We start from the raw sequence: 26302 nt of genomic DNA on the forward strand, positions 1-26302 counted from the left end.
AATTCCATTTTTTATCATACCCGAAGTACAGGTATAGCAAGGAGTAGAGATTGTCATTTAGAGACCAAAGTCTAAGTTACGAGTCAAGCATAATCTTGTTACTTTGGATAATGAAAAATCCCATGTGAAAAAGGGGTCCACGGTTGGACACAAAAATAAGGAGTCAATTATGGATGATTCACAGGTAGATCGAATTCTACGAAATCCAAAGTTTCAAGAGATGGTCAGCAAAAAGCGCACATTAAGTTGGACATTAACAGCAATCATGCTGTTTATCTACGTTGGGTTCATGCTTTTGGTTGGCTACAACAAAGAATTTTTAGCAAGTTCATTTAGCGGTGGTGTCACCACATGGGGAATTCCCCTTGGTTTAGGCATTATCGTATTATCATTTATCTTATGTGGAGTGTATTCCTATATTGCCAATACGAAACTTGACCAACTGAATGAAGCAGCCCTCAAGGAAGTTGAGGCCATTGCACATGAAAAAGGGATGCACTGAGATGAAAAGGACATCATTCAAAGCGATACTGTTGACGCTGCTTAGTTTTTGCTGCTCAAGTATTGCATTCGCGGGTCCAGACCTAGGGACTGCTGAACAGCAGGCGACCAACTGGCACGCGATCATTATGTTTATGATCTTCGTGGGCTTTACCTTGTTCATTACCAAATGGGCAGCGAAACAAACCCAATCAGCACAAGATTTCTATACCGCAGGTGGCGGGATCAGCGGTTTCCAAAATGGCTTGGCGATTGCGGGTGACTATATGTCAGCGGCATCGTTTTTGGGCATTTCAGCATTAGTTTTTAGCTCAGGCTTTGATGGCTTACTTTACTCACTTGGTTTCATGGTGGGTTGGCCAATTGTACTTTTCCTTGTTGCAGAACGTTTACGTAACTTGGGTAAATATAATTTGTCAGACGTGGTCTCATTCCGTCTGGAAGAGAAGCCAGTTCGTACCTTGGCTGCGTTCAGCTCATTGGTTGTGGTGGCGTTCTACCTGATTGCACAGATGGTGGGTGCAGGCCAGTTGATCAAATTGCTATTCGGTTTGAACTACAACATCGCAGTTGTGATCGTCGGTCTATTGATGATGGCTTATGTGATCTTCGGTGGTATGTTGGCAACGACTTGGGTACAGATCATCAAAGCAGTGATGTTACTCAGCGGTGCAACTTTTATGGCCTTTATGGTGATGAAAGCGGTTGGTTTTAGCTTCACCAATATGTTTAACCAAGCGATTGGTGTATATAGCCAAGCGCACAGCATGAGCTGGGAAGAGGCAGCCAAAATCATGGGCCCAGGTAAACTTGCCGCCAACCCAATCGATGCATTGTCGCTTGGTCTTGCCTTGATGTTTGGTACAGCAGGTTTACCACATATCTTGATGCGTTTCTTTACCGTAAAAGATGCCAAAGAAGCACGTAAATCAGTTGTGGTGGCGACAGGCTTTATTGGTTACTTCTATCTGCTCACCTTCATTATCGGTTTCGGTGCAATCCTATTTGTTGCCAACAACCCGCAGTTCCTTGATGTTGCTAAAGCAGCCGTAACAGGCAAATTAGAGTTAGTCGGTGGTAACAACATGGCTGCCGTGCATTTAAGTGATGCAGTGGGTGGCGACCTGTTCATGGGCTTCATTTCAGCAGTCGCATTCGCAACAATTCTTGCCGTGGTTGCTGGTTTGACCTTGTCAGGCGCTTCAGCGATTTCACATGACTTATATGCCAACGTGTTCAAAAAAGGCAAAACCACGCCTGAATCTGAATTGAAGATGTCAAAAATTGCAACTTTAGGTTTAGCCATCTTTGCCATGATCTTGGGTATCTTGTTTGAGAAGCAAAACGTTGCCTTCATGGTCGGTTTAGCATTCTCTGTGGCATGTTGTGCAAATTTCCCAATCCTCGTGTTATCAATGTTCTGGAAAGGCTTGACTACACGTGGTGCAGTGATTGGTGGCGTGGTTGGTTTAGTTGGTGCGGTGAGCCTAATCATTCTATCTAAAGCAGTTTGGGTGGATACTCTGGCAATTTCTGAAACTGCGCCAAACCCATTCAATGGTCCAGCACTGTTTGCAATGCCTTTATCATTCCTTTGCTGCTGGTTCTTCTCTGTAACTGATAAATCAGCACGTGCGGAGAAAGAGCGTAAAGCCTTTGATGCTCAGTTTGTTCGTTCAATGACAGGGATCGGTGCTTCTGGTGCGTCAGATCACTAATTAAAACCAAGCATAAAATAAAAGCCCTCATTGATTGAGGGCTTTCTTTATTGGCAGTACATAAAAAAAGGATTGCCGTATTGAGTGAGAGTAAAATAAGTTTTGAGTTGGTTTTTATTGTTTAGATTGCATTATAATTTTGAAAAACTTAAGAAACCTCTACCATTGCTTTGTTTATTGTCAAATTTATATGAAATAGCCTTATGTATTTAATAAAGAATATTTTAATTTTCTTAACTCTTGTATTTTTAACCATGGCATGTAGCGAAAGCTCAGATCTTCCTAAAACTCAACTCGCTCAAATAGACGCAATGTTAGATGAAGATTTTGTGAAAAAAGATATCAATGTTGCTTATGCAAAATATTCAGAAGAAGCCAAACAAGGGGACCCAAATGCTCAACTTAGCCTTGGGATGATCTATAAACGTGGTTCATATGGCCCTGAAAGAGATTTTACCAAAGCTGTAGATTGGTTTCGCAAGTCTGCCCAATCTGGCAATCCTTATGCTCAATACAATCTTGGTTTAGCTTACTTGTTTGGACAAGGGGTTGATGAAAATTTTGAAGAATCATATGCATGGTTTATGAAAGCTGCGATGCAGGGGCATGCAAATTCACAATATGAAATTGCATCAATGTATCGGGCTGGTGAAGGTGTAGCCAAAAATGAGATCAAGGCCATGGAATGGATGACAAAGGCTGCTGATCAGGAAATGGCTATTGCAGCATATGAACTTGGAGAAATGTATGAAGATGGTTCTGCTGGAGCAGTAAATATTAAGTTGGCAAAAAAATGGTATAAAAAGGCGGCTGACTATGGATTATCATGGGGTGCAGATAAGCTTGTGGAATTACAATAGAAGAGGAGAAATGCAAAGCTCCCGATGGAATATCATTGGCATTTAAAAGAAAAAGGGTTGAGGCATAATTCAGAGAGCTACAAGAAGCTCATATCTCAACAGCACGATCAATTGCTATTTAAAAGTGAATAAACAGTGTTGATGGATCTGATTATTCATTGGTATATAAAGCCCGCATTGATTGAGGGCTTTTTTATGGACTATTGATGCATACTGGCCAGTTGTTGCCCTTGGTTGCGATATAAAGACAAGCCAATGCGTTGTACCTGCCGTCCATTTTGCTCAAGCAAATGCTTTAACTTTGGAATATGTTTAGCCCCTGTATACAGGGCTAGATTACGACCAATCAGATAATAAGCAAACCAAGACGCTGATTGTGGCGCTAAACCGAGCTTGTGCATTTTGTTACGGCCAATAAAGAATTGAGTAATCTCTAAATGCTGCTTATAGGCCAGTTTTTGCTGGAAAGTGCGTAGATAGCGATATTTTCGCTCAAAGGGTTCTTTGGACAGACTGGAACCCAAGGAAATACTGCTGTCATCAGATTGAGGATGGGCAAAATGCATCCAGTATATCAGTTTCCAGCCATCCGACTCTTTATCGACCAGCCACTTTTCATCCACACCCATTAACCAGCCTGCGTATTTCCAAAAATGTAAAAAGCTATCGACGTCTTGTTTAGTTGGAAAAATGCCTAAAGCCCGTATTCCAATCAAGACGACACCACTAAAAGCGATATTGGTCATGGCCTGATCATATTGATTGATTGGGATGCCCCAAGTGTCGGCATCCCATTTTTCTGATTTTTGTAGTTGATGACGGACTAAAGCATGGATGAAGCGTACAAAAATGGTGGAGGTAAAACCTTTGCTAAAGCGTTCAAAACCACCTTGCTCAGTGATGTCCACCCACCATTTTGTGGTTTCAGCCAGACGTGTACCCGCCTGTTTTTTTAATGCACCTGTCAGGACCAAAGGTTGATTAAAACCAGGGTACATATAGCCTGTCATTAGCGATAAATCTCGGAGGATAAGGCCGTTATTGAGTCCTAGGCGGTAGGTAAATTTCAATGCAGCATCAATTTTGTTTTGATCATACCAAGCAGGTTTTTGTTCAACGAATTGGAAGAAGGCAGTGAGTTCAGGAATTTCATGTGGCAATTGATCGAGGCCTTGATATAGCGCCGTTTCAAAGTATTTACGATGTTGTTTCGGATTCTGGAGTACCCAGAGTAGCAGTTGATCCATCGGTGCATCACCACTTTGCAGAGCGGTATTCAGTGCCTGATACTCTGCATAACTGGGTTGTACCTGCTGATGGGTTATATAACTCAGGATTTTGGTTTTGAGATTAGACTGATTCATATCTTCAAACGCGGCCAAGCGTTTAGGTTTAACGATGCTTTGCATTGCATAAAGCCTGTGATTGTTATTTAATCAAAGCTTAATATGAATAATTATTCGCATTCAATTCGCATTCCAGTCGAGTCTGTTTATGAGAAAACGACCACAGCAGCAACGTGCCAAAATGATTGTCGAAAGCATTCTGGAAGGGGCGCAAAAATGTATTTCTGAATATGGGGTGTTACAGGTTACTACACCTAAAATCTCTGAAAAATCAGGTGTGAGTGTTGGGTCGATCTATCAATATTTTGAAAACAAAGAACAGATTATTGCAGAACTATTATTGCGTAAAAGTGAAAGCTTGGGGCAAGCCGTAAAACAGTTGGTGATGCTACAACAACAAACCTCTATTCAAGACATCATCACATTAAGTATTGCGTTTGGCTTTGAATCTTTGAAATCCGATCAAGGTTTTTTTATCGAAATCTTAAAAAACTGGCATGCCTATAGTGATTCGGAAGCGGCACAGGTGTTGGAGCAACATTTCTTGGAAATTGGCATGTATTTATTTGGTCGTTACTATCCGCAGTGGGATTTTGAAACTTTAAAACATAAGTCTTTTGTGATTATTAACAGTACCTTATTTACCATGATGCGTTATGCCAGTAAAAATACCTTTTTGATTGAGGAACAACGGCTGCAACAAGAACTGTCTAAAATGATTGTTTCTTTTTTAGATGCAGTATGATGCGATTGATAAGAAAAGCAGAACAAGATTTAGGAATAACAATATGCAAACGTTAAAACAATTTTGGCAGAGCCTTCGCTTACTTCCATCAGCATGGTTGTTGCTGGTTCAATTGGCCTTGTTGATTTTATATATGTTGACCACAGGCGATAGTGAATTTCGTGCTTTAACTTGGTCGCTGGGCGTATTGGCCTTATTGATCATCGCTAAAGTGATTCGGCAAAGCCCTGTGTTTACATTTTGGGGCTTGATCTTTGTCAGTGGTGCGTTCTTATTTTCGATTTTAATTTTTCTTGGCTATGGCAATCGGACCATACAAATTATTGCACATAGTTTTGAAGCCTTAGCTTATTTCTATGCGGCTTATGGTTTGCTGCGCTATATGTTTGCGGATCGCTATCTCACCAGAGATGAATTGTTTGCAGCAGGGGCAGTATTTACCCTCATCGCTTGGGCTTTTGCCTTCTTATATAGTATCTGTCAGTTAATCCTGCCAAATAGTTTTCAAAATCCCAATCAACCTCAAGCCTTACAACATTGGCTGGATTTATTGTTTTTGAGTTTTAGTTTGCAGTCCGCAACTGGATTATCGGATTTAATCCCGATCAGCCCTGCAGCCAGAGTGTTGGCAATGTTGCAAATGTTTGGTGGGGTGATGTATTTGGCTGTGGTGGTGTCTCGCCTCATTGCCTTGCAGTATATTGCGCATTCGCCGAAACACATCAATGATAAAGAATAGCTTTGTTACAGCATTACAACTGCTTTATTTTTCACATTTTTTATAATCAGTATCGAGTTTTACATCGCTGAACTCGCTTTTATTCACTATGTGAATGTCTTATTTGACCTCTAAGGTCTGTCCATTATCATTAGAATAACGTGGGGGAATTATGCCTTCCAAGCCATCTTCGCAGTTTGCGAATGTTAATCCAAACGTGTTTTTAAGCACGGTGATTATCATTGCGATTTTTATCGCGATCGTCATTATCGCACCCAGTTCATTTGAGTTTCTGACACAACAACTGAAGCAATGGATCACGGACTCGTTTAGCTGGTTCTATGTCCTCTCTGTTGCAGTGTTTTTGATTTTACTGATTTATATAGCCTGTTCGGCCAGCGGAAAAATTAAATTAGGCCCTGATCACAGCCAACCTGAATATAGTAACGGCTCATGGTTTGCCATGCTGTTTACTGCAGGTATGGGGATTGGGTTAATGTTCTTCGGTGTGGCTGAACCAGTGATGCACTATGTCAGTCCACCGAGTGGTGATCCTGAAAGTGTCGCTTCTGCACAGCAAGCCTTGAGAATTACCTTTTTTCATTGGGGCTTACATGCATGGGCAATCTACGCCGTGGTCGGATTGGCCTTGGCCTATTTTGCTTATCGGCATAATCTGCCATTAAAAACCCGTTCCGCTTTATATCCAATTATTGGTAAGAAAATTTATGGCCCTTGGGGCGATGGGATTGATACCTTTGCCACCATTGGTACAGTTTTCGGGGTGGCAACCTCTTTAGGTTTCGGGGTCACCCAGATCAATTCAGGTCTGCATTATCTATTTGGGATCGAGCAAAGCAGCAATGTTCAGGTGATCCTGATTATTTTTGTCAGTGCTTTGGCATCCATGTCGGTATTTTTAGGTCTGGATAAAGGGGTCAAACGCCTTTCCGAACTCAATCTGATTTTGGCTTTGGTGTTGTTGGCCTTTGTGTTTATTGCTGGCCCAAGTATCTATCTACTGCAAACCACCATTCAAAACATGGGTTCGTATATGTCGAACCTATTTGGTATGACCTTTAACCTCTACGCCTATCAACCGAATGGCTGGATTGGCGGTTGGACCATTATGTATTGGGCATGGTGGATTTCATGGTCGCCATTTGTGGGGATGTTTATTGCCCGTGTGTCGCGTGGCCGAACCATCCGTGAGTTTATTGTTGGGGTGTTACTGATTCCGACAGGTTTTACCATCATCTGGATGGGCTTTTTAGGTAATGCTGCACTGTTTAGCATTATGCAGGAGCATAATGTAAGTTTGCTTCATGCCGTGCAAACGGATTCATCAGTTGCTTTATTTGAGTTTTTGAATCATTTGCCATTTTCGGGTGTGATGAGCTTGCTGGCGACGGTATTGGTAATGCTCTTTTTCGTAACATCTGCGGATTCGGGTGCTTTGGTTACTGATTATCTCACCGCTAAAACCGAGAATTCTCCAACATGGCAAAGACTATTTTGGACCGTGTTGATGGCAGCTTTGGCCATTATTCTGCTATTGGTTGGTGGTCTGTCTGCATTGCAATCCTCAATTATTATGAGTGCACTGCCTTTTACTTTTATTATGTTGTTGATGAGTTGGGGCTTACTCAAAGCATTGAAGTTGGATGTCACCAAAATGAAGGCCATTCAAGAGGCGCGTATTACTCCACGTGCCATCAATAATCCACGCAGTTGGCAGCAGCGTTTAGGTTTAATTATGCATTATCCGCATACTGAAACTGAAGTTCAGCACTATATCGACACGCAAGTTCGTAAGGCTTTTGAAAGTATTCAGCGTGAATTCAAACGCCGTCATTTGGAAGTGGAAATTCGTGAAATCGAAAATGGTCTGCAATTGCATGTCGATCATCACCATGAAATTAACTTTACCTATAAAGTGGTTTCGCATGCCACTGTTCCACCTAGCTTTATGTTAGGGCGGGCAGATGAAGATGAGGCCAATTACTTTCAGGCAGAAGTGTTCTTGCGTGAGGGTGGACAAAACTATGATGTGATGGATTGGACGCAAGAAGATTTGATTCAGGACATTATTGATCAATATGAACGCCATCTTTACTTCCTAAATATTGTGAGAGGCACAACTTCTTAATCGAAATGCTGACTGCAATATTGAAAACAACGGTTTTGAGCGTATCAAAGCCGTTGTTTTTATTTGGATGAGTGTATTTTAAGCATGCAGAGGAGGCTGGAAAGACGTTTTAGAGAACTGAGGTGGCTAAAATAAAAGCTAAAAATAAAAATAAAGTTGTTTTTCCGCTGATAATTAAAGCGTATTTATTGGAAAATCATTAAATTACAGTCATTTATGTTGTTTAAATTCACTTTTAAGATAATTAATAAATTTTAAATTATATAAATCAGTGAATTAGATAAGTTAAAGTTTAAAAATAAAACAACCGAATAATTTAATTTTTAAAAGTGCTTGCACCTGAACTGAAATGCTGTAGAATGCACATCCATCGGCGGTGATGCAGATAAAAACTTGTTGAGAAACAAGGATTTGGCTAAAGTGGTTGAGTTCTTGGGTTGATTGATAAGTTTGTTAAATATCTAAATTACCTGTTGACTTTTAAGAAATTGAGAGTAATATAGCCGACCTAGCTTGATGATGACGAATCATCGAGAAGATCATTAAGAGAATAGAAGAACAACTTGTGTGGATTTTTACTAGTTGATCAATCGAAAATATTTCATTGATTGAAGAGTAGAAATTTCTCGAAGTTTATTTGAGCGAATTTTTAGTCAGAAAATTGATGAGCCAAGATTTGTAGCCATAAGCTACTAATGATTTTAAACTGAAGAGTTTGATCATGGCTCAGATTGAACGCTGGCGGCAGGCTTAACACATGCAAGTCGAGCGGGGAAGGGTAGCTTGCTACCTAACCTAGCGGCGGACGGGTGAGTAATGCTTAGGAATCTGCCATTTAGTGGGGGACAACATTCCGAAAGGAATGCTAATACCGCATACGTCCTACGGGAGAAAGCAGGGGATCTTCGGACCTTGCGCTAAATGATGAGCCTAAGTCGGATTAGCTAGTTGGTGGGGTAAAGGCCTACCAAGGCGACGATCTGTAGCGGGTCTGAGAGGATGATCCGCCACACTGGGACTGAGACACGGCCCAGACTCCTACGGGAGGCAGCAGTGGGGAATATTGGACAATGGGCGGAAGCCTGATCCAGCCATGCCGCGTGTGTGAAGAAGGCCTTTTGGTTGTAAAGCACTTTAAGCGAGGAGGAGGCTACTTAGATTAATACTCTAGGATAGTGGACGTTACTCGCAGAATAAGCACCGGCTAACTCTGTGCCAGCAGCCGCGGTAATACAGAGGGTGCGAGCGTTAATCGGATTTACTGGGCGTAAAGCGTGCGTAGGCGGCTTTTTAAGTCGGATGTGAAATCCCCGAGCTTAACTTGGGAATTGCATTCGATACTGGGAAGCTAGAGTATGGGAGAGGATGGTAGAATTCCAGGTGTAGCGGTGAAATGCGTAGAGATCTGGAGGAATACCGATGGCGAAGGCAGCCATCTGGCCTAATACTGACGCTGAGGTACGAAAGCATGGGGAGCAAACAGGATTAGATACCCTGGTAGTCCATGCCGTAAACGATGTCTACTAGCCGTTGGGGCCTTTGAGGCTTTAGTGGCGCAGCTAACGCGATAAGTAGACCGCCTGGGGAGTACGGTCGCAAGACTAAAACTCAAATGAATTGACGGGGGCCCGCACAAGCGGTGGAGCATGTGGTTTAATTCGATGCAACGCGAAGAACCTTACCTGGCCTTGACATACTAGAAACTTTCCAGAGATGGATTGGTGCCTTCGGGAATCTAGATACAGGTGCTGCATGGCTGTCGTCAGCTCGTGTCGTGAGATGTTGGGTTAAGTCCCGCAACGAGCGCAACCCTTTTCCTTATTTGCCAGCGAGTAATGTCGGGAACTTTAAGGATACTGCCAGTGACAAACTGGAGGAAGGCGGGGACGACGTCAAGTCATCATGGCCCTTACGGCCAGGGCTACACACGTGCTACAATGGTCGGTACAAAGGGTTGCTACCTAGCGATAGGATGCTAATCTCAAAAAGCCGATCGTAGTCCGGATTGGAGTCTGCAACTCGACTCCATGAAGTCGGAATCGCTAGTAATCGCGGATCAGAATGCCGCGGTGAATACGTTCCCGGGCCTTGTACACACCGCCCGTCACACCATGGGAGTTTGTTGCACCAGAAGTAGGTAGTCTAACCGCAAGGAGGACGCTTACCACGGTGTGGCCGATGACTGGGGTGAAGTCGTAACAAGGTAGCCGTAGGGGAACCTGCGGCTGGATCACCTCCTTAACGAAAGATTGGTGACTGGTAAGAATCCACAACAAGTTGTTCTTCGAAGATGTATCTGAGGGTCTGTAGCTCAGTTGGTTAGAGCACACGCTTGATAAGCGTGGGGTCACAAGTTCAAGTCTTGTCAGACCCACCAAATCTGATTGCAGTAGCTTGGATTGAAAGATATGTCGTTCATTAAGTGATAAGCTGGGGACTTAGCTTAGTTGGTAGAGCGCCTGCTTTGCACGCAGGAGGTCAGGAGTTCGACTCTCCTAGTCTCCACCAAATTCGAGGGTAAACAAAGCAACGCTTTGTCCGAGAATTTAAGCAAACAGCTATGCTGTGCGCAGGCACACATAGGATGTAGCTTGAAGCTAAGAAGATTATAGAGTTTAGTGAATACAGTCCAAGTTGACTGGTTTATTAATCTCTGTGATTTATCACAGTTTACTACTCACCGACGAGGTGGTAGTTAATCATTAACAGATTAGAAAATTGAGTCTGAAATAAATTGTTCAAACTCGATTAGATATAAGCTTAACAAGCAATTGTTAAGAAGATATTTAATCTGAGAACTAGCAAAAACACTGAATCAAGCGTTTTGGTATATGAATTTAGATTGAAGCTGTATGGTGATTAAGTTCACAGACAACAAACCAGTGGCAATTAAGTTTGCAACGATAACACTCACTTGTATGTGTTAACGACTGTTTGGGGTTGTATAGTCAAGTAATTAAGTGCATGTGGTGGATGCCTTGGCAGTCAGAGGCGATGAAAGACGTGATAGCCTGCGAAAAGCTCCGGGGAGGCGGCAAATATCCTTTGATCCGGAGATTTCTGAATGGGGGAACCCACCCGCTATAAGGCGGGTATCATAAGCTGAATACATAGGCTTATGAAGCGAACGAGGGGAAGTGAAACATCTCAGTACCCTTAGGAAAAGAAATCAATTGAGATTCCCTTAGTAGCGGCGAGCGAACGGGGAGCAGCCCATTAAGTTGTGTGTGTTCTAGTGGAACGCTCTGGGAAGTGCGAACGTAGAGGGTGATATTCCCGTACACGAAAGGGCACACACAATGATGACGAGTAGGGCGAGGCACGTGAAACCTTGTCTGAATATGGGGGGACCATCCTCCAAGGCTAAATACTCCTGACTGACCGATAGTGAACCAGTACCGTGAGGGAAAGGCGAAAAGAACCCCTGTGAGGGGAGTGAAATAGATCCTGAAACCGCATGCATACAAGCAGTGGGAGCCGACTTGTTCGGTGACTGCGTACCTTTTGTATAATGGGTCAGCGACTTATATTCAGTAGCAAGGTTAACCGCATAGGGGAGCCGTAGAGAAATCGAGTCTTAATAGGGCGTTTAGTTGCTGGGTATAGACCCGAAACCAGGCGATCTATCCATGAGCAGGTTGAAGGTTGGGTAACACTAACTGGAGGACCGAACCCACTGTCGTTGAAAAGCCAGGGGATGACTTGTGGATAGGGGTGAAAGGCTAATCAAGCCTGGTGATAGCTGGTTCTCCCCGAAAGCTATTTAGGTAGCGCCTCGGACGAATACCATTGGGGGTAGAGCACTGTTTCGGCTAGGGGGTCATCCCGACTTACCAAACCGATGCAAACTCCGAATACCAATGAGTACTATCCGGGAGACAGACTGCGGGTGCTAACGTCCGTAGTCAAGAGGAAAACAATCCAGACCGCCAGCTAAGGCCCCAAAATCATAGTTAAGTGGGAAACGATGTGGGAAGGCATAGACAGCTAGGAGGTTGGCTTAGAAGCAGCCACCCTTTAAAGAAAGCGTAATAGCTCACTAGTCGAGTCGGCCTGCGCGGAAGATGTAACGGGGCTAAAACTATGTGCCGAAGCTGCGGATTTACGCATTAGCGTAAGTGGTAGGGGAGCGTTCTGTAAGCCGATGAAGGTGTATTGAGAAGTATGCTGGAGGTATCAGAAGTGCGAATGCTGACGTGAGTAACGACAAAACGGGTGAAAAACCCGTTCGCTGAAAGACCAAGGGTTCCAGTCCAACGTTAATCGGGGCTGGGTGAGTCGACCCCTAAGGCGAGGCCGAGAGGCGTAGTCGATGGGAAATTGGTTAATATTCCAATACTTCTGTGTAATGCGATGAGAGGACGGAGAAGGTTAAGTCAGCCTGGCGTTGGTTGTCCAGGTGGAAGGTTGTAGGCATGCATCTTAGGCAAATCCGGGGTGCTCTATGCTGAGAGCTGATAGCAAGCTGTACTTGTACAGTGAAGTGGCTGATACCATGCTTCCAGGAAAAGTCTCTAAGCTTCAGTTACACAGGAATCGTACCCGAAACCGACACAGGTGGTCAGGTCGAGTAGACCAAAGCGCTTGAGAGAACTCTGCTGAAGGAACTAGGCAAAATGGTACCGTAACTTCGGGAGAAGGTACGCTGCTGACGGTGATGGGACTTGCTCCCTGAGCTATTGGCAGCCACAGAAACCAGGCCGCTGCAACTGTTTATTAAAAACATAGCACTCTGCAAACACGAAAGTGGACGTATAGGGTGTGATGCCTGCCCGGTGCTGGAAGGTTAATTGATGGGGTTAGCGTAAGCGAAGCTCTTGATCGAAGCCCCAGTAAACGGCGGCCGTAACTATAACGGTCCTAAGGTAGCGAAATTCCTTGTCGGGTAAGTTCCGACCTGCACGAATGGCATAATGATGGCGGCGCTGTCTCCAGCAGAGGCTCAGTGAAATCGAAATCGCTGTGAAGATGCAGTGTACCCGCGGCTAGACGGAAAGACCCCGTGAACCTTTACTGCAGCTTGACATTGAACTTTGACCTTACTTGTGTAGGATAGGTGGGAGGCTTTGAAGTACGAACGCTAGTTTGTATGGAGCCGTCCTTGAAATACCACCCTGGTAATGTTGAGGTTCTAACTCTGCCCCGTAATCCGGGGCGAGGACCATGTCTGGTGGGTAGTTTGACTGGGGCGGTCTCCTCCTAAAGAGTAACGGAGGAGTACGAAGGTGCGCTCAGCGTGGTCGGAAATCACGCGTAGAGTATAAAGGCAAAAGCGCGCTTAACTGCGAGACCCACAAGTCGAGCAGGTACGAAAGTAGGTCTTAGTGATCCGGTGGTTCTGTATGGAAGGGCCATCGCTCAACGGATAAAAGGTACTCTGGGGATAACAGGCTGATACCGCCCAAGAGTTCATATCGACGGCGGTGTTTGGCACCTCGATGTCGGCTCATCTCATCCTGGGGCTGAAGCAGGTCCCAAGGGTATGGCTGTTCGCCATTTAAAGAGGTACGCGAGCTGGGTTTAGAACGTCGTGAGACAGTTCGGTCCCTATCTACCGTGGGCGCTGGAAATTTGAGAGGATCTGCTCCTAGTACGAGAGGACCAGAGTGGACGAACCTCTGGTGTACCGGTTGTGACGCCAGTCGCATCGCCGGGTAGCTATGTTCGGAAGGGATAACCGCTGAAAGCATCTAAGCGGGAAGCCTACCTCAAGATAAGATTTCCCTAGGAATTTATTCCTCTAAAGAGCCGTTCGAGACTAGGACGTTGATAGGTTGGGTGTGGAAGCACGGTGACGTGTGAAGCTGACCAATACTAATTGCTCGTGAGGCTTGACTATACAACACCCAAACAGTTGTTGTATTCAAGATAAATTCAATACATAACTTGATTTAGTGTGAAATCTAGTTACAATACAGACCAATTATCTAATCCGTTAATAACTCTTTCGGTACTAAGTGGCAAAAAATGTAAGACCACCCAAAACCAAAACAGTTTGCTGGCGACAATAGCAAGAGTGAACCACCTGATCCCTTCCCGAACTCAGAAGTGAAACCTCTTAGCGCTGATGGTAGTGTGGCACTTGCCATGTGAGAGTAAGTCATCGCCAGCTTTTAAATCTAAACACCCTCAACCTAACCGGTTGAGGGTGTTTTTTATTGTAATGAAAAAATATAATAGACGAAAAATATAACTTATCTCTAAGTTTTAGCCTTAATCTATCTGTTTTTAGATTACTACCGACTCATCTAAGTCTTTTAAAATAGAGTCTATTGGTGTATAGATGCGTAAATTAGTTAAAAAGCGGAAAAAGTATCAGGTTAAACCTAGTAATTCTGACAATAGCAATAAACTTAATCCGTTTGAGGTTGTTGATGCTGTTCCGAATAAATATGATTTGCCCGTTTATGGTCAGGTAGATCCTTTTGGGAGGATCATTTTTCAATATTTAACGTTAGTTTTTGCGCTATTCTTCTTATTTATTTTCATATCCCTAGCACTTGTACTTATAGATGAAATTATTGATCTAGGTCATCTTGACCTAGATCAGTTTATTGCGGATCACTGGATTAAGTTGCTTTTAGTCGCTTTTATCATGCCTTTATTGATTCTATTTTTTTATTCTAAGCCCAGAGCAGCTCAAAAAAAGGCTGTTAAAAATTACGTAATAAGGGATGATCATATTGAATTTATTTTATTAGATAATACCAGAAAATACTTAGAATTTGATCAAGTTAGCAATGTAACTATTATTCCAGCAAAGGCTGGTAATTATATATGCTCTGTTCTTTATAATTGTATTAATACGGGTAATCACCTCAAGATATACAACTTGTTTGAACCTGATTTCACAATGTTAAGAATTTATCCATTGAAAAATAAAGAATTCATGCTCAGTATTTTCTTGCAGCAGTTAAGGAAAAAGAATCCTTCGGCACATATAGATTCTCTGTTTAGCTTTCTTTTATGTATTGATCCTGAGACATTAATGCTGGATGTAGATCAATTGAATAGAGAAAAGAAGATGAATACTATTTTTTGGCTAGGTATGACTATTTTGGTCATTGGATTATTGTTTTTAAATTTTTGGTATGAGAATTGAGAGCAGAGATTTAACTTGAGGTGAATTATGTGTTTTGACTTAAGGGTATTTTATCCAGATAAAGAAAAAAATATTACATTAGATAAAATGTTGCTGACTCTAGGTTTTTCTTGTTTAGCCATTATCGTTTTCTTATTTTTTATAAAGCCAGTCTACGCTTCTAATTTATATCATATTGTTCATTTATTGGCGCTTTTTTTTATTGTGGTGTATGTGGTAAGAGGAATCAGAAGAAAGGGGAAAATACAGATTTTACATGGGAAGTGTAGTGGACCAATAATTTTTTCTATTCATAAAATCAAGATTGATCAAAATATTTACGATTGTAGTGAAGTAAAGAGTTTACTTATTTATAGTCGGGATTACAGAGGGAAACCATTATTATATTCTATGGATAATATGCTCTCCAATGGTAGTAATAATGAGATTGTAGTGAAATTTAAAAATAATAATGAGGCTAAATTTTATTTTATTCAGGAAACTAGAAGTGCAATACAAAAATATTCACCCATATTTGAAAAGTATATTAATCAAGATGGTATATATGTGGAAATTTTTGATTTTTGAGATGAGTAGTTGATATCAGTTATCTCAAAGAGAAAAAATTGTATGATTTTACTTTTTTCTGTTTCCGCTGTAAGGTTATTGTCGGTATATTTTTAAAAACTAATCATAAATAATGATTGAAGGAAATGTCTATGGCAACCGATCAACAATTTCCAACACCTGCGAACCTCGGTATCGCAGTCTATTCAAATAATGCCGAAGCGATTGGTAACACACCTTTAGTCCGTATCAATCGCCTTATCAAAACGGGTGCAACGGTACTGGCAAAAGTGGAAAGCCGTAACCCAGCATTCTCAGTGAAATGCCGTATTGGTGCAGCGTTGATTGCAGATGCGGAAAAACGTGGTGTACTTAAAGCAGGTATGCATATTGTTGAGCCGACCAGTGGTAATACAGGGATTGCTTTGGCATTTGTCGCAGCAGCAAAAGGTTATCCAATTACCTTAACCATGCCAGCCAGTATGAGTTTAGAGCGTAGAAAAGTACTGAAAGCTTTAGGTGCAGATCTGGTTCTGACTGATCCAGCCAAAGGTATGAAAGGCGCGGTAGATGAAGCCGTTCGTTTGGCTACTGAAAATCCAGAACAATACTTCTTGCCACAACAGTTTGAGAATCCAGCCAATCCGCAAATTCATACCGACACCACTGGCCCTGAAATTTGGCAGGCAACCAATGGTCAAGTGGATATCTTGGTTGCTGGTGTCGGTACGGGTGGTACCATTACGGGGATTTCACGTTATTTTGAGCAAGTTCAAAATAAACCATTGTATTCAGTTGCGGTTGAACCTGCTGAATCACCAATCATCACGCAAACTAAGCGCGGTGAAAGCATTGCGCCTGCACCACATAAAATTCAGGGTATTGGTGCGAACTTTATTCCTAAGAACTTAGACTTGGATCTAGTTGATGAAGTTTTACCCGTGAATAGTACCGATGCAATTGAGTGGGCAAGAAAGTGCGCAACCCAAGAAGGGATTTTAGTCGGTATTTCAAGTGGTGCAGCATTAGCGGCAGCAGCGCAAATTGCAGAACGTCCTGAAAATGCAGGCAAAACCATTGTGGTGATTTTACCGGATAGCGGTGAACGTTATTTATCTTCAGTCTTATTTGAAGGTTTGTTTGACGAAGCGTAATTTCGTGATTCAGCCCATAAAAAACCATGCTTGAGGCATGGTTTTTTTATTGATTTTAAAGCACTTTCTTTAAGGTTTTTTCGTGGCGTTTGACCGAACGAGCATATTTCTTGGCTTTATGCCGTGTCCAGAAACTGCGTTCATAGCCTGTTGGTCCCACATTGTAATAGGCGACCGCTTTAGACCAACTGCCAGCAGATCGATAGTAGGTCGAGAGCACATGTGCACCACAGTTAATATTGACATTCTCATCATAGAGATTACCAGGGCAAGACTGACGCCAATGGCTGGAAATAATCTGGGTTAAACCGATTGCCCCTGTTGGCGAGCGTGCTGAGCTGTTGTAATTCGATTCTTGGCGAATGAGCGCGGCAAGTAAAGTCGGGGATACATCATAACGCTCAGCACTTTGAATGATCATCGGCGATAAGCGATTGGCTGTAGTCGGAGAAACCGAATACGCATTTTGCAAACCTGAGGAAAGTTGGTTCGAGCGATTGGCAAAGGATCCGCTTAAATTGCTACATGCAGATAGACTGATTGCTAGCACAACAAGGCTGATCTTTAAAATGATTGTGGCAAACGGTTTAAAGGCCGTAAGTTGATCAGAAGAAGTCGATGTGATGTGCAAAACCAGAACCCGATACCAAACAGAAGTATAAGGATGGTATGCACTCAGTTTAGGGGAGTCAATAGGAGTTATTTTACGGTAATGAATGAATCAGAGTGGCTATAAAAAAGCCCCGACATCCTGTCGAGGCTTTCTCATATTTGGTTTCTTGCCGCCAACTCCTGTCAACGACCACATCCTGTGTTTCTTGTTGTTCTGAATGAGACATCCTGTCTCTCTATACTTGATATATTAGTGAATTTAGCTCATTCGTTATATTCGCCAATCACCGCAGTTATTGTAGGTTTTTTGCTTACACCGGAACTTTATAGCGCTTCTTTTAAGCTTTGTTCATGGCGTTTAACCGAGTTCGCATAGCGTTCAGCTTGCTGGCGCATATAGGGGCTTCGTCTGTAACCTGTTGGCCCAACATTGTAATAACCGAGGGCTTTGGACCAATCACCTGTGGATTGATAGTAATTTGCTAAAATGTAGGCACCACAATTGATGTTAACGTGTTCATCATATAAATCACCAGGGCAGAACTGTTGCCAGAATTTGGGGCGTACTTGGGTTAAACCCACGGCATCTGCTGAAGAGCGTGCGCGAGTTCTATAGCTAGATTCTTGACGAATCAGCGCAGCCAACAAATGTGGTGAAATATTATGGCGCTCAGCTGTTTGTAGAATGATGGGAGCAACCCGATTTGCGGTTGTTGGCGATACTGCAAAAGCATTTTGAATACCAGAGGACAATTTTTGTGAGTGGTTAATACTGGGCCCTTTGGTACTGGTACAAGCAACGGTGAGATAAGTACTGAAAAAAATGAGTGCTAATTTGGCAAATGAGATTTGAAAATGTGAAAAAGAAAATTTTTTGTGAATTATCATCGTGGAAAAATTTGACCGTCATCTATAAAACATGCGGATGGTAGGGAGCAAGTCGATGACAGTCAATGCAATCTATGCGGGTAAATCGTTTAGTTTTAGATATTAAGCCGAATAAAAAAGCCCCGACATCCTGTCGAGGCTTTCTCATATTTGGTTTCTTGCCGCCAACTCCTGTCAACGACCACATCCTGTGCTTCTTGTTATTCTGAATGAGACATCCTGTCTCTCTATGCTTGATATATTAGCGAATCTATCTCATCAGGGATATTCGCCAATGACCACAGTCACTGTAGGCTTTTACTTACAAAGTGCAAATTAGCGTTTCTTTAGCATCCAGCCGACCAATCTTTGTGCAATTGGGGCGCAGACCAATACGCTCGGAAAGGCAAACATCCACGCCACGATCCATGCTGACATCCACATGGCAAAGAAATGATCAATAAAACCCACTGCCTTTAATGTGGTGATACCCGAGATTAGAAAAGACATCATGCAGGATAAAATCAATGGAAATAAAAGACTTGCTGCTTTCACCTGATCATCACTCCTTGATATGCACTTAAGCTCAATGCAAAATTTTTTCCAAATAGCTGAGCGGTTTTGATATCGCCAACATCAAAAGCATCTGCCGCACTGGCATGTTCAGCTTGGACCATAAGTCCAGACCACGACCCAAGACGATTGGCGGCTTGCGTATACGGAACACCTTGATGCTGCTCAGGTAAAATAGGATTACCGACCCATATCATACCGTGTTGCATTGCAAAGGTGAAAAGTGAAATCAAGGTGGATTGCTTATCGCCTGCGGGCAGTGAGGAAACAGTAAATCCTGCGGCTAACTTTCCTTTAAATGCTTGCTTCTTCCATAATGGACCCGTGGCGTCCATCAACTGTTTGAATGTGCCCGAGACCCCACCCAGATAGGTTGGTGAACCCCAAATCAGTCCATCATAGAGACCAAGTTGCTCCGGTTGCGACATTAACTGCTCAGCGCTGAATAAATCAATTTTAAGCTGTGCAGCTTGTGCTGCACCGCGTTGAATTTGTTGGGCAATAAACTGGGTATGACCCTGACGGCTATGATAAATAATAGCAATGGATTTCATGGTTGAACTCCTCAGTGAAATAATGCCAGCAATAGCGCGCTGAGATATAAGCCGCAGCCAAAAATAGTGTGATTGATCAGACTTCGTAGGCAGTTGCGCAAAGGTTGTACTGTTTTAGCTGAAGCAATGCCTGCCCCCATAGCGGGTTGCATGATGAAAAAGGGGATCAGCACTGTGATCACCCCGAAAATAAGAGCAGAGCTGAATTGTGGTTGCAATAACCATGCTTCTCCTACTATCAGGATAAAGCTAAAGGCAAAGAGGATGCCGACACTGTAATGTGCCAGCCAACCCAAGGCATATTCCTGTCGAATAGCCGGACTTTGCGCAATCGATGCATGGATGAACTTGCCCCGAAACATCCAGCCTACCCAACGACCCAGCAAAGCAAAATTTAAGCTGGGCTGATTGAGTTTTTTTAACAGCAATAGCCACAGATCCATGATCAGCGTGGCGCCAACACCTAAACCCAGGATTTGAAATAACAGTTCAGCAGCATTCATTTTTTTCACCTTGATCTTTTTTGCATAAAACGCGATAAAGAGAGTATGCAAGTTCAAGTCAACTTGAAGTCAAGGGGGATTTATGGATATTGGAGAAGTGGCTAAACGAGCCAATGTAAGCACCTCAACCTTACGCTTTTATGAAGAAAAAGGCTTAATCAAATCAATAGGTCGTCATGGCTTACGTCGTCAATATGGCAAGCAGGTCTTGGATCAATTGGCATTGATTGCTTTGGGGCGGGCCGCAGGTTTTTCCCTCAATGAAATGGCGCATATGTTTGGGCAAAATGGTCAGCCTGAATTGGATCGAGCCATGCTCAGTGCAAAAGCTGAACAACTGGAACAAATGATTCAACGCTTACATTTTATCAGCCAAGGGCTGAGACATGCGGCTGTATGTCCCGCAGAAAATCATATGCAATGCCCGACCTTTCAAAATTTTTTAAAAGCTGCGATTGCAGGAGAGTATCAACCGACTAAGATTGGATAGATCATAGTAAGCGTGATTCATAAAACAAAAGATTGCGTTACATTGTCATGTTTTCGCCATAAAGACTTCATTTTATTGCAGTAAAAGCGTCATAAAAACTTGTTTTAATTTGCCTAATTTTTTACCAAATGTATAAAACCATGAACAAGAAAACTTTATTGACCTTATTCTGCTGTAGTGCTTTGGGTTTAACGGCCTGTAATAATGATGACAATAATCAAGATCAGAATACATCGACAGACAAAGTCACAGAATCCACGCTGATTTCTTTCGCCAAGCTTCCTGTCGCCACTTATGCCGCTGGACCAGATTCAGGTAAAGCGGTGAGTGGAGCAAACGGTATTTATCCACCTTTTAAAGGGCAACCCGTACAAGGCTTTTCTGCTGCCTTAAAAAATGAGGATGGCAGTTATATGGCCATGGCGGATAACGGTTTTGGCACACAGGATAACTCAGCTGATTTCTTATTACGCATTTATAAAATCAAAGCTGATTTTAAAACCAAGAGTAAAGGTTCGGGGCAGGTTTCTGTACAAAGCTTCATCCAGCTACGTGATCCAAATAAATTGGTTCCTTTTGAGATTGTGAATGGCAATACGGCAGAACGTTTATTGACTGGGGCAGACTTTGACCCTGAATCGATGCAACGTGCACCTGATGGTACCTATTGGATTGGTGATGAATTTGGCCCATTCTTGTTGCATTTCTCTGCTGATGGTGTGTTACTCGATGCACCAATTGCTTTGCCCAATCCGTTTAATCCGAGCCAAGAGTTACGCTCTCCGCAAAATCAACTGAATAAAGCCAATATCAATTATGTTGAGCCATTGGTGGGGCGCAGTAGTGGTTTTGAAGGCATGGCGATTTCACCTGATGGCAAATATCTGTATCCACTACTGGAAAAACCATTGCTGAATGACTCGACAGGTCGGCTGCTGATCTCCCAGTTTGATCTTCAGAAGAAAGCATATACGGGTGTTTATTATTGGTTTGTATTGGATAGTAAAGCCACCAATATTGGTGACTTCCAGCTGTTTAATGACAAAGAGGGCATCATTATTGAGCGCGATGTGAGTCAAAATAATCTTGGTGGCCATAAGAAACTGATTCGGATTAAATTCAATGAACCGAAGCAGGTGGTGGCACGTGAAGACTTGGTCGACTTAATGAAAATTGCCAACCCAAATGGGCTGTATGGTACAGCGCGTGAAGGCGATATTGGTACAGGCAAGCTGTTTGCCTTCCCATTTGAAACCATTGAAGATGTGATTATTGAAAATGGCACCACTTTGACAGTATTGAATGACAATAATTTCCCGGGTTCATCAGGACGCAATGCCAAACTTGCCGATGATAATGAGATCATTCAGATCCGCCTGCCTAAAGCCTTATTTTAAACATTTGATAAAAATGGCCGAAATGATCATTCCGCATTTCGGTCGAAGGCGTATACTGATTGGGCATAAGGAGTTCCGATGTCTGAATCAGTTATACGCCCAACCCATATCGAATATGGTTCGAAATCGTTTACTGCGATTTTATGGTCATTGTTCTTTGCTGGTTTTGCGTCATTTTCCTCGTTGTACTGTGTACAGCCGATGATGCCGATCTTTGCAGAATTCTTTCATGTTACTCCGACCCACAGTAGTTTCCCGCTCTCTTTTTCCACCATTGCACTGGCGATCGGTCTACTATTTACTGGCTTTATTTCCGATCGTTTTGGGCGTAAACCCATCATGGTGTTTGCCTTATTTCTGGTCTCGATGTTATTACTGATTAGTGCTTCTTTTCCAATCTGGGAAATCTTTCTAAGTACCCGTGTTTTGATTGGTCTGGCGGTCAGTGGGGTTGCCGCTGTGGCAATGACTTATATCGGAGAGGAGATTGCGCAGCAGGATATCGGTTTTGCCATGGGGCTGTATATCTCAGGTACAGCCATTGGCGGCATGGGTGGACGTCTGATTGCAGGGGTGTTGGTTGATTTTATTTCTTGGCAATCGGCAACCTATATTATTGGTTTTCTGAATTTTGTGATTGCCTGCTTATTCTATCTGTTATTGCCCAAATCACAGCATTTCAAACCATTTCCATTCCGATTTTCACGTTTTAAAGCCGCGTTTGAGCAAAATCTAAAAGACCCGAAACTACGCATCTTATTTGCCCAAGGTTTTATCTTGATGGGCTGTTTGGTGACCGTATTTAACTATATCAGCTACCACTTATTAGAAGCTCCGTTTCATTTATCACAAACATGGATCGGTCTGATTTCAATTGCCTATCTGGCAGGGATTTATAGCTCACCTAAAGCAGCACAATGGGGCTTTAAATATGGACGGGATAAAGTGTTGCCAGTTTTACTGGTGATGATGATGATTGGTTTATTGATTACCTTGATTCCATCGCTTTGGACCATTTTGCTGGGTCTCACCATTTTTACTTTTTCATTTTTTGCGGCACATTCGACAGCCAGTAGTTGGGTTTCGGTTCAAGCAGTGCAGTATCGTGCAGTCGCGTCTTCACTGTATTTATTCTGCTATTACATCGGCTCAAGTTTGCTTGGCAGTAGTGGTGGATTGGTCTGGGAAAATTATGGTTGGACGGGGATAAACCTCATGGTGGCTGTGGTATTAGCCTTTGGGTTAATTTTGGCGCTGCGGTTGAGGTTTTTGTCGACGCGCTAAGCGGATTAACTTTGCTTTTTATGGATGATGCTTTAGAGTTTTCCTTAATAAATCAAAAATGAAAGTATTAGAATGACAAGGGTTAAACAGATCTGGATTGTGTTTCTAATCATTATTTCGTTAATGATCAGTTTTTTTGCTGGTGCTTTAACTGCGGGCTTTAATTATTGGTTTCAGCCCTTAGTCCACATGCAAATCTCAAATCACAGCGGGCAAACGATTCGTCAGCTGAAGCTACATGTGCAAACAGCAGGTGTACAGCATGAGATCTTTTTCCAGCCCTTAGAAAATAACAAGACGATAGAAACGCAATTCTTTGTACAGGGTGAGGGTGTGGATATCAGCTAGAAGCAACTTTGGCGAATGGTCAGACCATTTCTGAAGGTCAAGGTTATATAGAATCGGGTTATACGGTGAAAGAGGTGATCCGATCGAATGAAATAACGAGTCAGGCATCATATTGATCACAAAGTGTGGTCTGATTACTGTTATTGATATTTTGCTTAAACTTTATACAAATAATTTGTTATCTCCTTGTTCCTGAATGTTTTATAAACAAGGAAAATGAATGAAATTCATGTTAAAATGATCGGCTTTCATTTTAGGGGTTAAAATACCGCCAACCCCTATAGATGTCTCTCCTCCATCTGCTAGCCGAGATTCGCAAGCCATGTCTACTGCCTACACCATGCAGACCGCGCCAAAAGCGCTGTTTGATTACGACAAATATTGGGCGTCGTGTTTTGAACCCGCACCATTTTTGCCGATGTCACGAGAAGAAATGGATCTGCTCGGCTGGGATGCATGTGACTTTATTTTGGTGTGTGGCGATGCCTATATCGACCATCCATCTTTTGTCTCGGGCGTAATTGGGCGTGTACTTGAAGCACAAGGTTTTCGTGTTGGTATCATCGCGCAACCAGACTGGACCAATGTCGAGAGCTTCCGCGTTTTAGGTAAGCCAACCATTGCATGGGGTGTGACTGCAGGGAATATGGATTCGATGATCAACCGTTATACGGCAGATCGTAAAATCCGTTCTGATGATGCCTATTCGCCAAATAATGAAGCAAATAAGCGTCCAGATCGTGCAGCAACGGTTTACTGTCAGCGTTGCCGTGAAGCCTTTCCTGACGTTCCAGTCTTACTTGGTGGTATTGAAGGCAGCTTACGTCGTATCGCACATTATGACTATTGGTCAGACAAAGTTCGCCGCTCGATTTTGATGGACTCTAAAGCCGATTTGCTCATGTATGGTAATGGTGAGCGTGCCATTATCGATGTGATGCATCGTTTAGCCAAAGGTGAAAAAGTCCACGAAATTACTGATGTTCGTGGTACTGCATTTATTATTAATAAACACAATAAAGCATCCAAAGCGAAATTTGTTGAAATTGCCAGTAATGACATTGATACCATTGGACGTGTTGATCCGATTATCAACCCCTATGTCATGACTGAAGATATTGATGGCTGTGAAGTTGAAAAAGAAAAAGGCAACTCACTGGCGCAGTATCAAAATTTCCAAAAAGAAGTGGTTGCCAATCCAATTGTGCGTGAAGGCGATCAGCTCGATCCAGATACCCAAATTGTGCAGTTAAAGCCTGCGCCATCCAAAGCGATTAAACATAAATTACCGCCACGTGAGTTGGCTGTGATCCGTTTGCCTTCTTTTGAAGAAGTTGCGGACGATCAAGTGCTTTATGCCCATGCCAACCGTATTTTGCATCTGGAAACCAACCCTGGTAATGCACGTGCCTTGGTGCAGCGTCACGGTGAGCGTGATGTCTGGATCAACCCGCCGCCAATTCCTTTGACCACTGAGGAAATGGACTACGTCTTTGATTTACCTTATGCACGTTTACCGCATCCGTCATATGCGAATGCACGTTTTCCTGCCTTTGATATGATCAAATTTTCGGTCAATATCATGCGTGGCTGTTTCGGTGGTTGTACTTTCTGCTCGATTACCGAACATGAAGGTCGTATTATTCAAAACCGTTCTGAAGATTCGATTTTACGTGAAATTGAAAAAATCCGTGATACTGCGCCAAACTTTACTGGAATTATTTCGGATTTAGGTGGCCCAACGGCAAACATGTATCGTTTGCACTGTAATGATCCTGAAATTGAAAAGAACTGCCGTAAACCCTCTTGTGTCTATCCAGGCGTTTGTCAAAACCTACATACCGACCATGCACCTTTGGTTCAGCTTTATCGTAAAGCCCGTGAAATCAAAGGGGTGAAGAAGATTTTGATTGGTTCGGGTCTGCGTTATGACTTGGCCGTACTGAACCCTGAATATGTCAAAGAATTGGTACAGCACCATGTTGGTGGTTATCTGAAAATTGCGCCTGAGCATACTGAAAATGGCCCATTATCCAAGATGATGAAGCCAGGAATCGGGACTTATGATCGTTTTAAACAAATGTTTGAGCGTTTCAGTAAGGAAGCTGGTAAGGAACAATATTTAATTCCTTACTTTATTGCTGCGCATCCGGGTACCACCGATTACGACATGATGAACTTGGCGATTTGGTTGAAGAAAAATGGTTTCCGTGCCGATCAGGTACAGACCTTCTATCCATCGCCAATGGCCACTGCGACCACGATGTATTATTCAGGCAAGAATCCGCTGTCTAAAGTGGCACGCTATACGGAAAATGTGGATATTGTGAAAGGCGAAAAACGCCGCCGTCTGCACAAAGCCTTCTTGCGTTACCATGATCCAAATAACTGGCCTTTGTTGCGTGAAGCCTTGAAGGAAATGGGACGTGCGGACCTGATTGGTAACTCAAAACAGCATTTGATTCCGACTTATCAGCCGCAAGGTACCGCTGAAGGTGAATATAAATCGGCACGTAAGAAGAATTCGTCTGTTGCAGGCGATTCAGCAAAACGTGGTCAAGGCCAGTCTCGCTCAGCATCAGGCCAACAGCGTCCACAAAAAGGACAGCTCCTAACCCAGCACAATGGTTTGCCACCACGCGAAACCGGTGAGAAAAGACCGTTCTCGGGCAAAGCAAAACCGAAAGCCAAAGGGCATCGTTAATTCGATCTCCATAACAAGGCATGGGATTTCCCATGCCTTTTTTATTTAAATGACGAGTGGTCACAAATTCACCGTAAAACTAGGGGGCGTAGAAACATAAACTGACAATAATGACTTGAATCTTGGATGAC

19 protein-coding genes, 2 tRNA genes, 3 rRNA genes and 1 pseudogene are annotated in these 26302 nt (G+C 42.9%); 19 read left to right on the plus strand and 6 right to left on the minus strand.

The features are described from left to right. The first annotated feature begins 169 nt into the window (after positions 1-169). From NDN13_RS15425 to NDN13_RS15435, 3 genes are all read left to right on the plus strand, one after another. On the plus strand, positions 170-502 hold the full coding sequence (locus tag NDN13_RS15425; RefSeq protein ID WP_004656466.1) for a DUF485 domain-containing protein: 333 nt from the start codon (positions 170-172) through the stop codon (positions 500-502). A 1-nt stretch (position 503) separates the two neighbouring features. Then, positions 504-2219, plus strand: a complete 1716-nt coding sequence (locus NDN13_RS15430; RefSeq protein ID WP_251116092.1) for a cation acetate symporter — start codon at positions 504-506, stop codon at positions 2217-2219. A 203-nt stretch (positions 2220-2422) separates the two neighbouring features. After that, the gene (locus tag NDN13_RS15435) at positions 2423-3079 is read left to right on the plus strand and encodes a tetratricopeptide repeat protein (protein ID WP_251116093.1); all 657 of its coding nucleotides are present in this window, start codon (positions 2423-2425) and stop codon (positions 3077-3079) included. Between the two features lie 200 nt (positions 3080-3279). Here NDN13_RS15435 and NDN13_RS15440 read toward each other — a convergent pair whose 3' ends face one another. After that, the gene (locus NDN13_RS15440; protein ID WP_251116094.1) at positions 3280-4488 is read right to left on the minus strand and encodes an oxygenase MpaB family protein; all 1209 of its coding nucleotides are present in this window, start codon (positions 4486-4488) and stop codon (positions 3280-3282) included. A gap of 85 nt (positions 4489-4573) precedes the next feature. Between NDN13_RS15440 and NDN13_RS15445 the strand changes: the two genes are divergently transcribed. From NDN13_RS15445 to cysK, 11 genes are all read left to right on the plus strand, one after another. Further along, complete coding sequence (locus NDN13_RS15445) at positions 4574-5170, plus strand: TetR/AcrR family transcriptional regulator (protein ID WP_004802024.1); 597 nt, start codon at positions 4574-4576, stop codon at positions 5168-5170. Between the two features lie 43 nt (positions 5171-5213). Further along, the gene (locus tag NDN13_RS15450; RefSeq protein WP_251116095.1) at positions 5214-5909 is read left to right on the plus strand and encodes an ion channel; all 696 of its coding nucleotides are present in this window, start codon (positions 5214-5216) and stop codon (positions 5907-5909) included. 151 nt (positions 5910-6060) lie between these two features. Next, positions 6061-8037: a glycine betaine transporter gene (locus NDN13_RS15455; protein ID WP_005319672.1), complete on the plus strand. Its 1977-nt coding sequence runs from the start codon at positions 6061-6063 to the stop codon at positions 8035-8037. A gap of 703 nt (positions 8038-8740) precedes the next feature. Then, positions 8741-10278 (plus strand): 16S ribosomal RNA (locus tag NDN13_RS15460). Between the two features lie 59 nt (positions 10279-10337). Beyond that, positions 10338-10414 (plus strand) — tRNA-Ile (locus NDN13_RS15465). A 55-nt stretch (positions 10415-10469) separates the two neighbouring features. Then, a tRNA-Ala gene (locus tag NDN13_RS15470) sits at positions 10470-10545 on the plus strand. A gap of 438 nt (positions 10546-10983) precedes the next feature. Next, positions 10984-13876: ribosomal RNA gene (locus NDN13_RS15475) — 23S ribosomal RNA — on the plus strand. A 158-nt stretch (positions 13877-14034) separates the two neighbouring features. Beyond that, a 5S ribosomal RNA gene (gene rrf / locus NDN13_RS15480) occupies positions 14035-14149 on the plus strand. Together the 16S, 23S and 5S rRNA genes with 2 tRNA genes alongside form the textbook arrangement of a ribosomal RNA operon. A 171-nt stretch (positions 14150-14320) precedes the next feature. Then, positions 14321-15139: a hypothetical protein gene (locus tag NDN13_RS15485; RefSeq protein WP_251116096.1), complete on the plus strand. Its 819-nt coding sequence runs from the start codon at positions 14321-14323 to the stop codon at positions 15137-15139. Positions 15140-15166: 27 nt separating this feature from the next. Beyond that, positions 15167-15706 carry a hypothetical protein gene (locus NDN13_RS15490; RefSeq protein ID WP_251116097.1) on the plus strand — a complete coding sequence of 180 codons (540 nt, stop codon included), beginning with the start codon at positions 15167-15169 and terminating at the stop codon, positions 15704-15706. Between the two features lie 131 nt (positions 15707-15837). Beyond that, entirely contained in the window at positions 15838-16839 is a 1002-nt protein-coding gene (cysK, locus tag NDN13_RS15495; RefSeq protein WP_251116098.1) for a cysteine synthase A, read from the plus strand. Between the two features lie 55 nt (positions 16840-16894). Here cysK and NDN13_RS15500 read toward each other — a convergent pair whose 3' ends face one another. The 5 genes from NDN13_RS15500 to NDN13_RS15520 all read right to left on the minus strand — a co-directional run bounded on the left by NDN13_RS15500 (position 16895) and on the right by NDN13_RS15520 (position 19948). Beyond that, a complete protein-coding gene (locus NDN13_RS15500) occupies positions 16895-17413 on the minus strand; it encodes a lytic transglycosylase domain-containing protein (RefSeq protein WP_251118248.1) in 519 nt (172 codons plus the stop codon). Between the two features lie 362 nt (positions 17414-17775). Continuing rightward, positions 17776-18339: a lytic transglycosylase domain-containing protein gene (locus NDN13_RS15505; protein ID WP_251116099.1), complete on the minus strand. Its 564-nt coding sequence runs from the start codon at positions 18337-18339 to the stop codon at positions 17776-17778. Positions 18340-18654: 315 nt separating this feature from the next. Then, positions 18655-18873 (minus strand): DUF2798 domain-containing protein, encoded by a 219-nt coding sequence (locus NDN13_RS15510; protein ID WP_251116100.1) that lies wholly within the window; start codon positions 18871-18873, stop codon positions 18655-18657. Then, positions 18870-19445 carry a flavodoxin family protein gene (locus NDN13_RS15515; RefSeq protein ID WP_251116101.1) on the minus strand — a complete coding sequence of 192 codons (576 nt, stop codon included), beginning with the start codon at positions 19443-19445 and terminating at the stop codon, positions 18870-18872. Before NDN13_RS15515 ends, NDN13_RS15510 begins: the two co-directional genes overlap by 4 nt. Positions 19446-19456: 11 nt before the next feature. After that, entirely contained in the window at positions 19457-19948 is a 492-nt protein-coding gene (locus NDN13_RS15520; RefSeq protein WP_251116102.1) for a DUF2938 domain-containing protein, read from the minus strand. An 82-nt stretch (positions 19949-20030) separates the two neighbouring features. Between NDN13_RS15520 and NDN13_RS15525 the strand changes: the two genes are divergently transcribed. The 5 genes and pseudogenes from NDN13_RS15525 (at position 20031) to NDN13_RS15545 (ending at position 26171) form a co-directional block, all read left to right on the plus strand. Next, positions 20031-20438 (plus strand): helix-turn-helix domain-containing protein, encoded by a 408-nt coding sequence (locus NDN13_RS15525; protein ID WP_251116103.1) that lies wholly within the window; start codon positions 20031-20033, stop codon positions 20436-20438. 140 nt (positions 20439-20578) lie between these two features. Beyond that, positions 20579-21835 (plus strand): esterase-like activity of phytase family protein, encoded by a 1257-nt coding sequence (locus tag NDN13_RS15530; RefSeq protein ID WP_251116104.1) that lies wholly within the window; start codon positions 20579-20581, stop codon positions 21833-21835. Between the two features lie 78 nt (positions 21836-21913). Then, positions 21914-23119, plus strand: coding sequence for an MFS transporter (locus NDN13_RS15535; RefSeq protein WP_251116105.1), 1206 nt, complete (start codon positions 21914-21916; stop codon positions 23117-23119). Positions 23120-23191: 72 nt separating this feature from the next. Further along, positions 23192-23583, plus strand: a pseudogene (locus NDN13_RS15540) (hypothetical protein). A 206-nt stretch (positions 23584-23789) separates the two neighbouring features. Continuing rightward, positions 23790-26171 carry a YgiQ family radical SAM protein gene (locus NDN13_RS15545; RefSeq protein ID WP_251116107.1) on the plus strand — a complete coding sequence of 794 codons (2382 nt, stop codon included), beginning with the start codon at positions 23790-23792 and terminating at the stop codon, positions 26169-26171. Positions 26172-26302: the final 131 nt, after the last annotated feature.

The sequence above is a fragment of the Acinetobacter sp. C32I genome (genome assembly GCF_023702715.1).
Classification (GTDB): domain Bacteria; phylum Pseudomonadota; class Gammaproteobacteria; order Pseudomonadales; family Moraxellaceae; genus Acinetobacter.

Excerpts from the sequence above, each read along its gene's own strand:
- NDN13_RS15530 (WP_251116104.1), top strand. The coding sequence starts at position 20,579 with ATGAACAAGAAAACTTTATTGACCTTATTCTGCTGTAGTGCTTTGGGT.
- NDN13_RS15545 (WP_251116107.1), top strand. The coding sequence starts at position 23,790 with ATGTCTACTGCCTACACCATGCAGACCGCGCCAAAAGCGCTGTTTGAT.
- cysK (WP_251116098.1), top strand. The coding sequence starts at position 15,838 with ATGGCAACCGATCAACAATTTCCAACACCTGCGAACCTCGGTATCGCA.
- NDN13_RS15450 (WP_251116095.1), top strand. The coding sequence starts at position 5,214 with ATGCAAACGTTAAAACAATTTTGGCAGAGCCTTCGCTTACTTCCATCA.
- NDN13_RS15430 (WP_251116092.1), top strand. The coding sequence starts at position 504 with ATGAAAAGGACATCATTCAAAGCGATACTGTTGACGCTGCTTAGTTTT.
- NDN13_RS15520 (WP_251116102.1), bottom strand. The coding sequence starts at position 19,948 with ATGAATGCTGCTGAACTGTTATTTCAAATCCTGGGTTTAGGTGTTGGC.
- NDN13_RS15445 (WP_004802024.1), top strand. The coding sequence starts at position 4,574 with ATGAGAAAACGACCACAGCAGCAACGTGCCAAAATGATTGTCGAAAGC.
- NDN13_RS15425 (WP_004656466.1), top strand. The coding sequence starts at position 170 with ATGGATGATTCACAGGTAGATCGAATTCTACGAAATCCAAAGTTTCAA.
- NDN13_RS15490 (WP_251116097.1), top strand. The coding sequence starts at position 15,167 with ATGTGTTTTGACTTAAGGGTATTTTATCCAGATAAAGAAAAAAATATT.
- NDN13_RS15485 (WP_251116096.1), top strand. The coding sequence starts at position 14,321 with ATGCGTAAATTAGTTAAAAAGCGGAAAAAGTATCAGGTTAAACCTAGT.
- NDN13_RS15455 (WP_005319672.1), top strand. The coding sequence starts at position 6,061 with ATGCCTTCCAAGCCATCTTCGCAGTTTGCGAATGTTAATCCAAACGTG.
- NDN13_RS15440 (WP_251116094.1), bottom strand. The coding sequence starts at position 4,488 with ATGCAAAGCATCGTTAAACCTAAACGCTTGGCCGCGTTTGAAGATATG.
- NDN13_RS15505 (WP_251116099.1), bottom strand. The coding sequence starts at position 18,339 with ATGATAATTCACAAAAAATTTTCTTTTTCACATTTTCAAATCTCATTT.
- NDN13_RS15515 (WP_251116101.1), bottom strand. The coding sequence starts at position 19,445 with ATGAAATCCATTGCTATTATTTATCATAGCCGTCAGGGTCATACCCAG.
- NDN13_RS15525 (WP_251116103.1), top strand. The coding sequence starts at position 20,031 with ATGGATATTGGAGAAGTGGCTAAACGAGCCAATGTAAGCACCTCAACC.
- NDN13_RS15535 (WP_251116105.1), top strand. The coding sequence starts at position 21,914 with ATGTCTGAATCAGTTATACGCCCAACCCATATCGAATATGGTTCGAAA.
- NDN13_RS15435 (WP_251116093.1), top strand. The coding sequence starts at position 2,423 with ATGTATTTAATAAAGAATATTTTAATTTTCTTAACTCTTGTATTTTTA.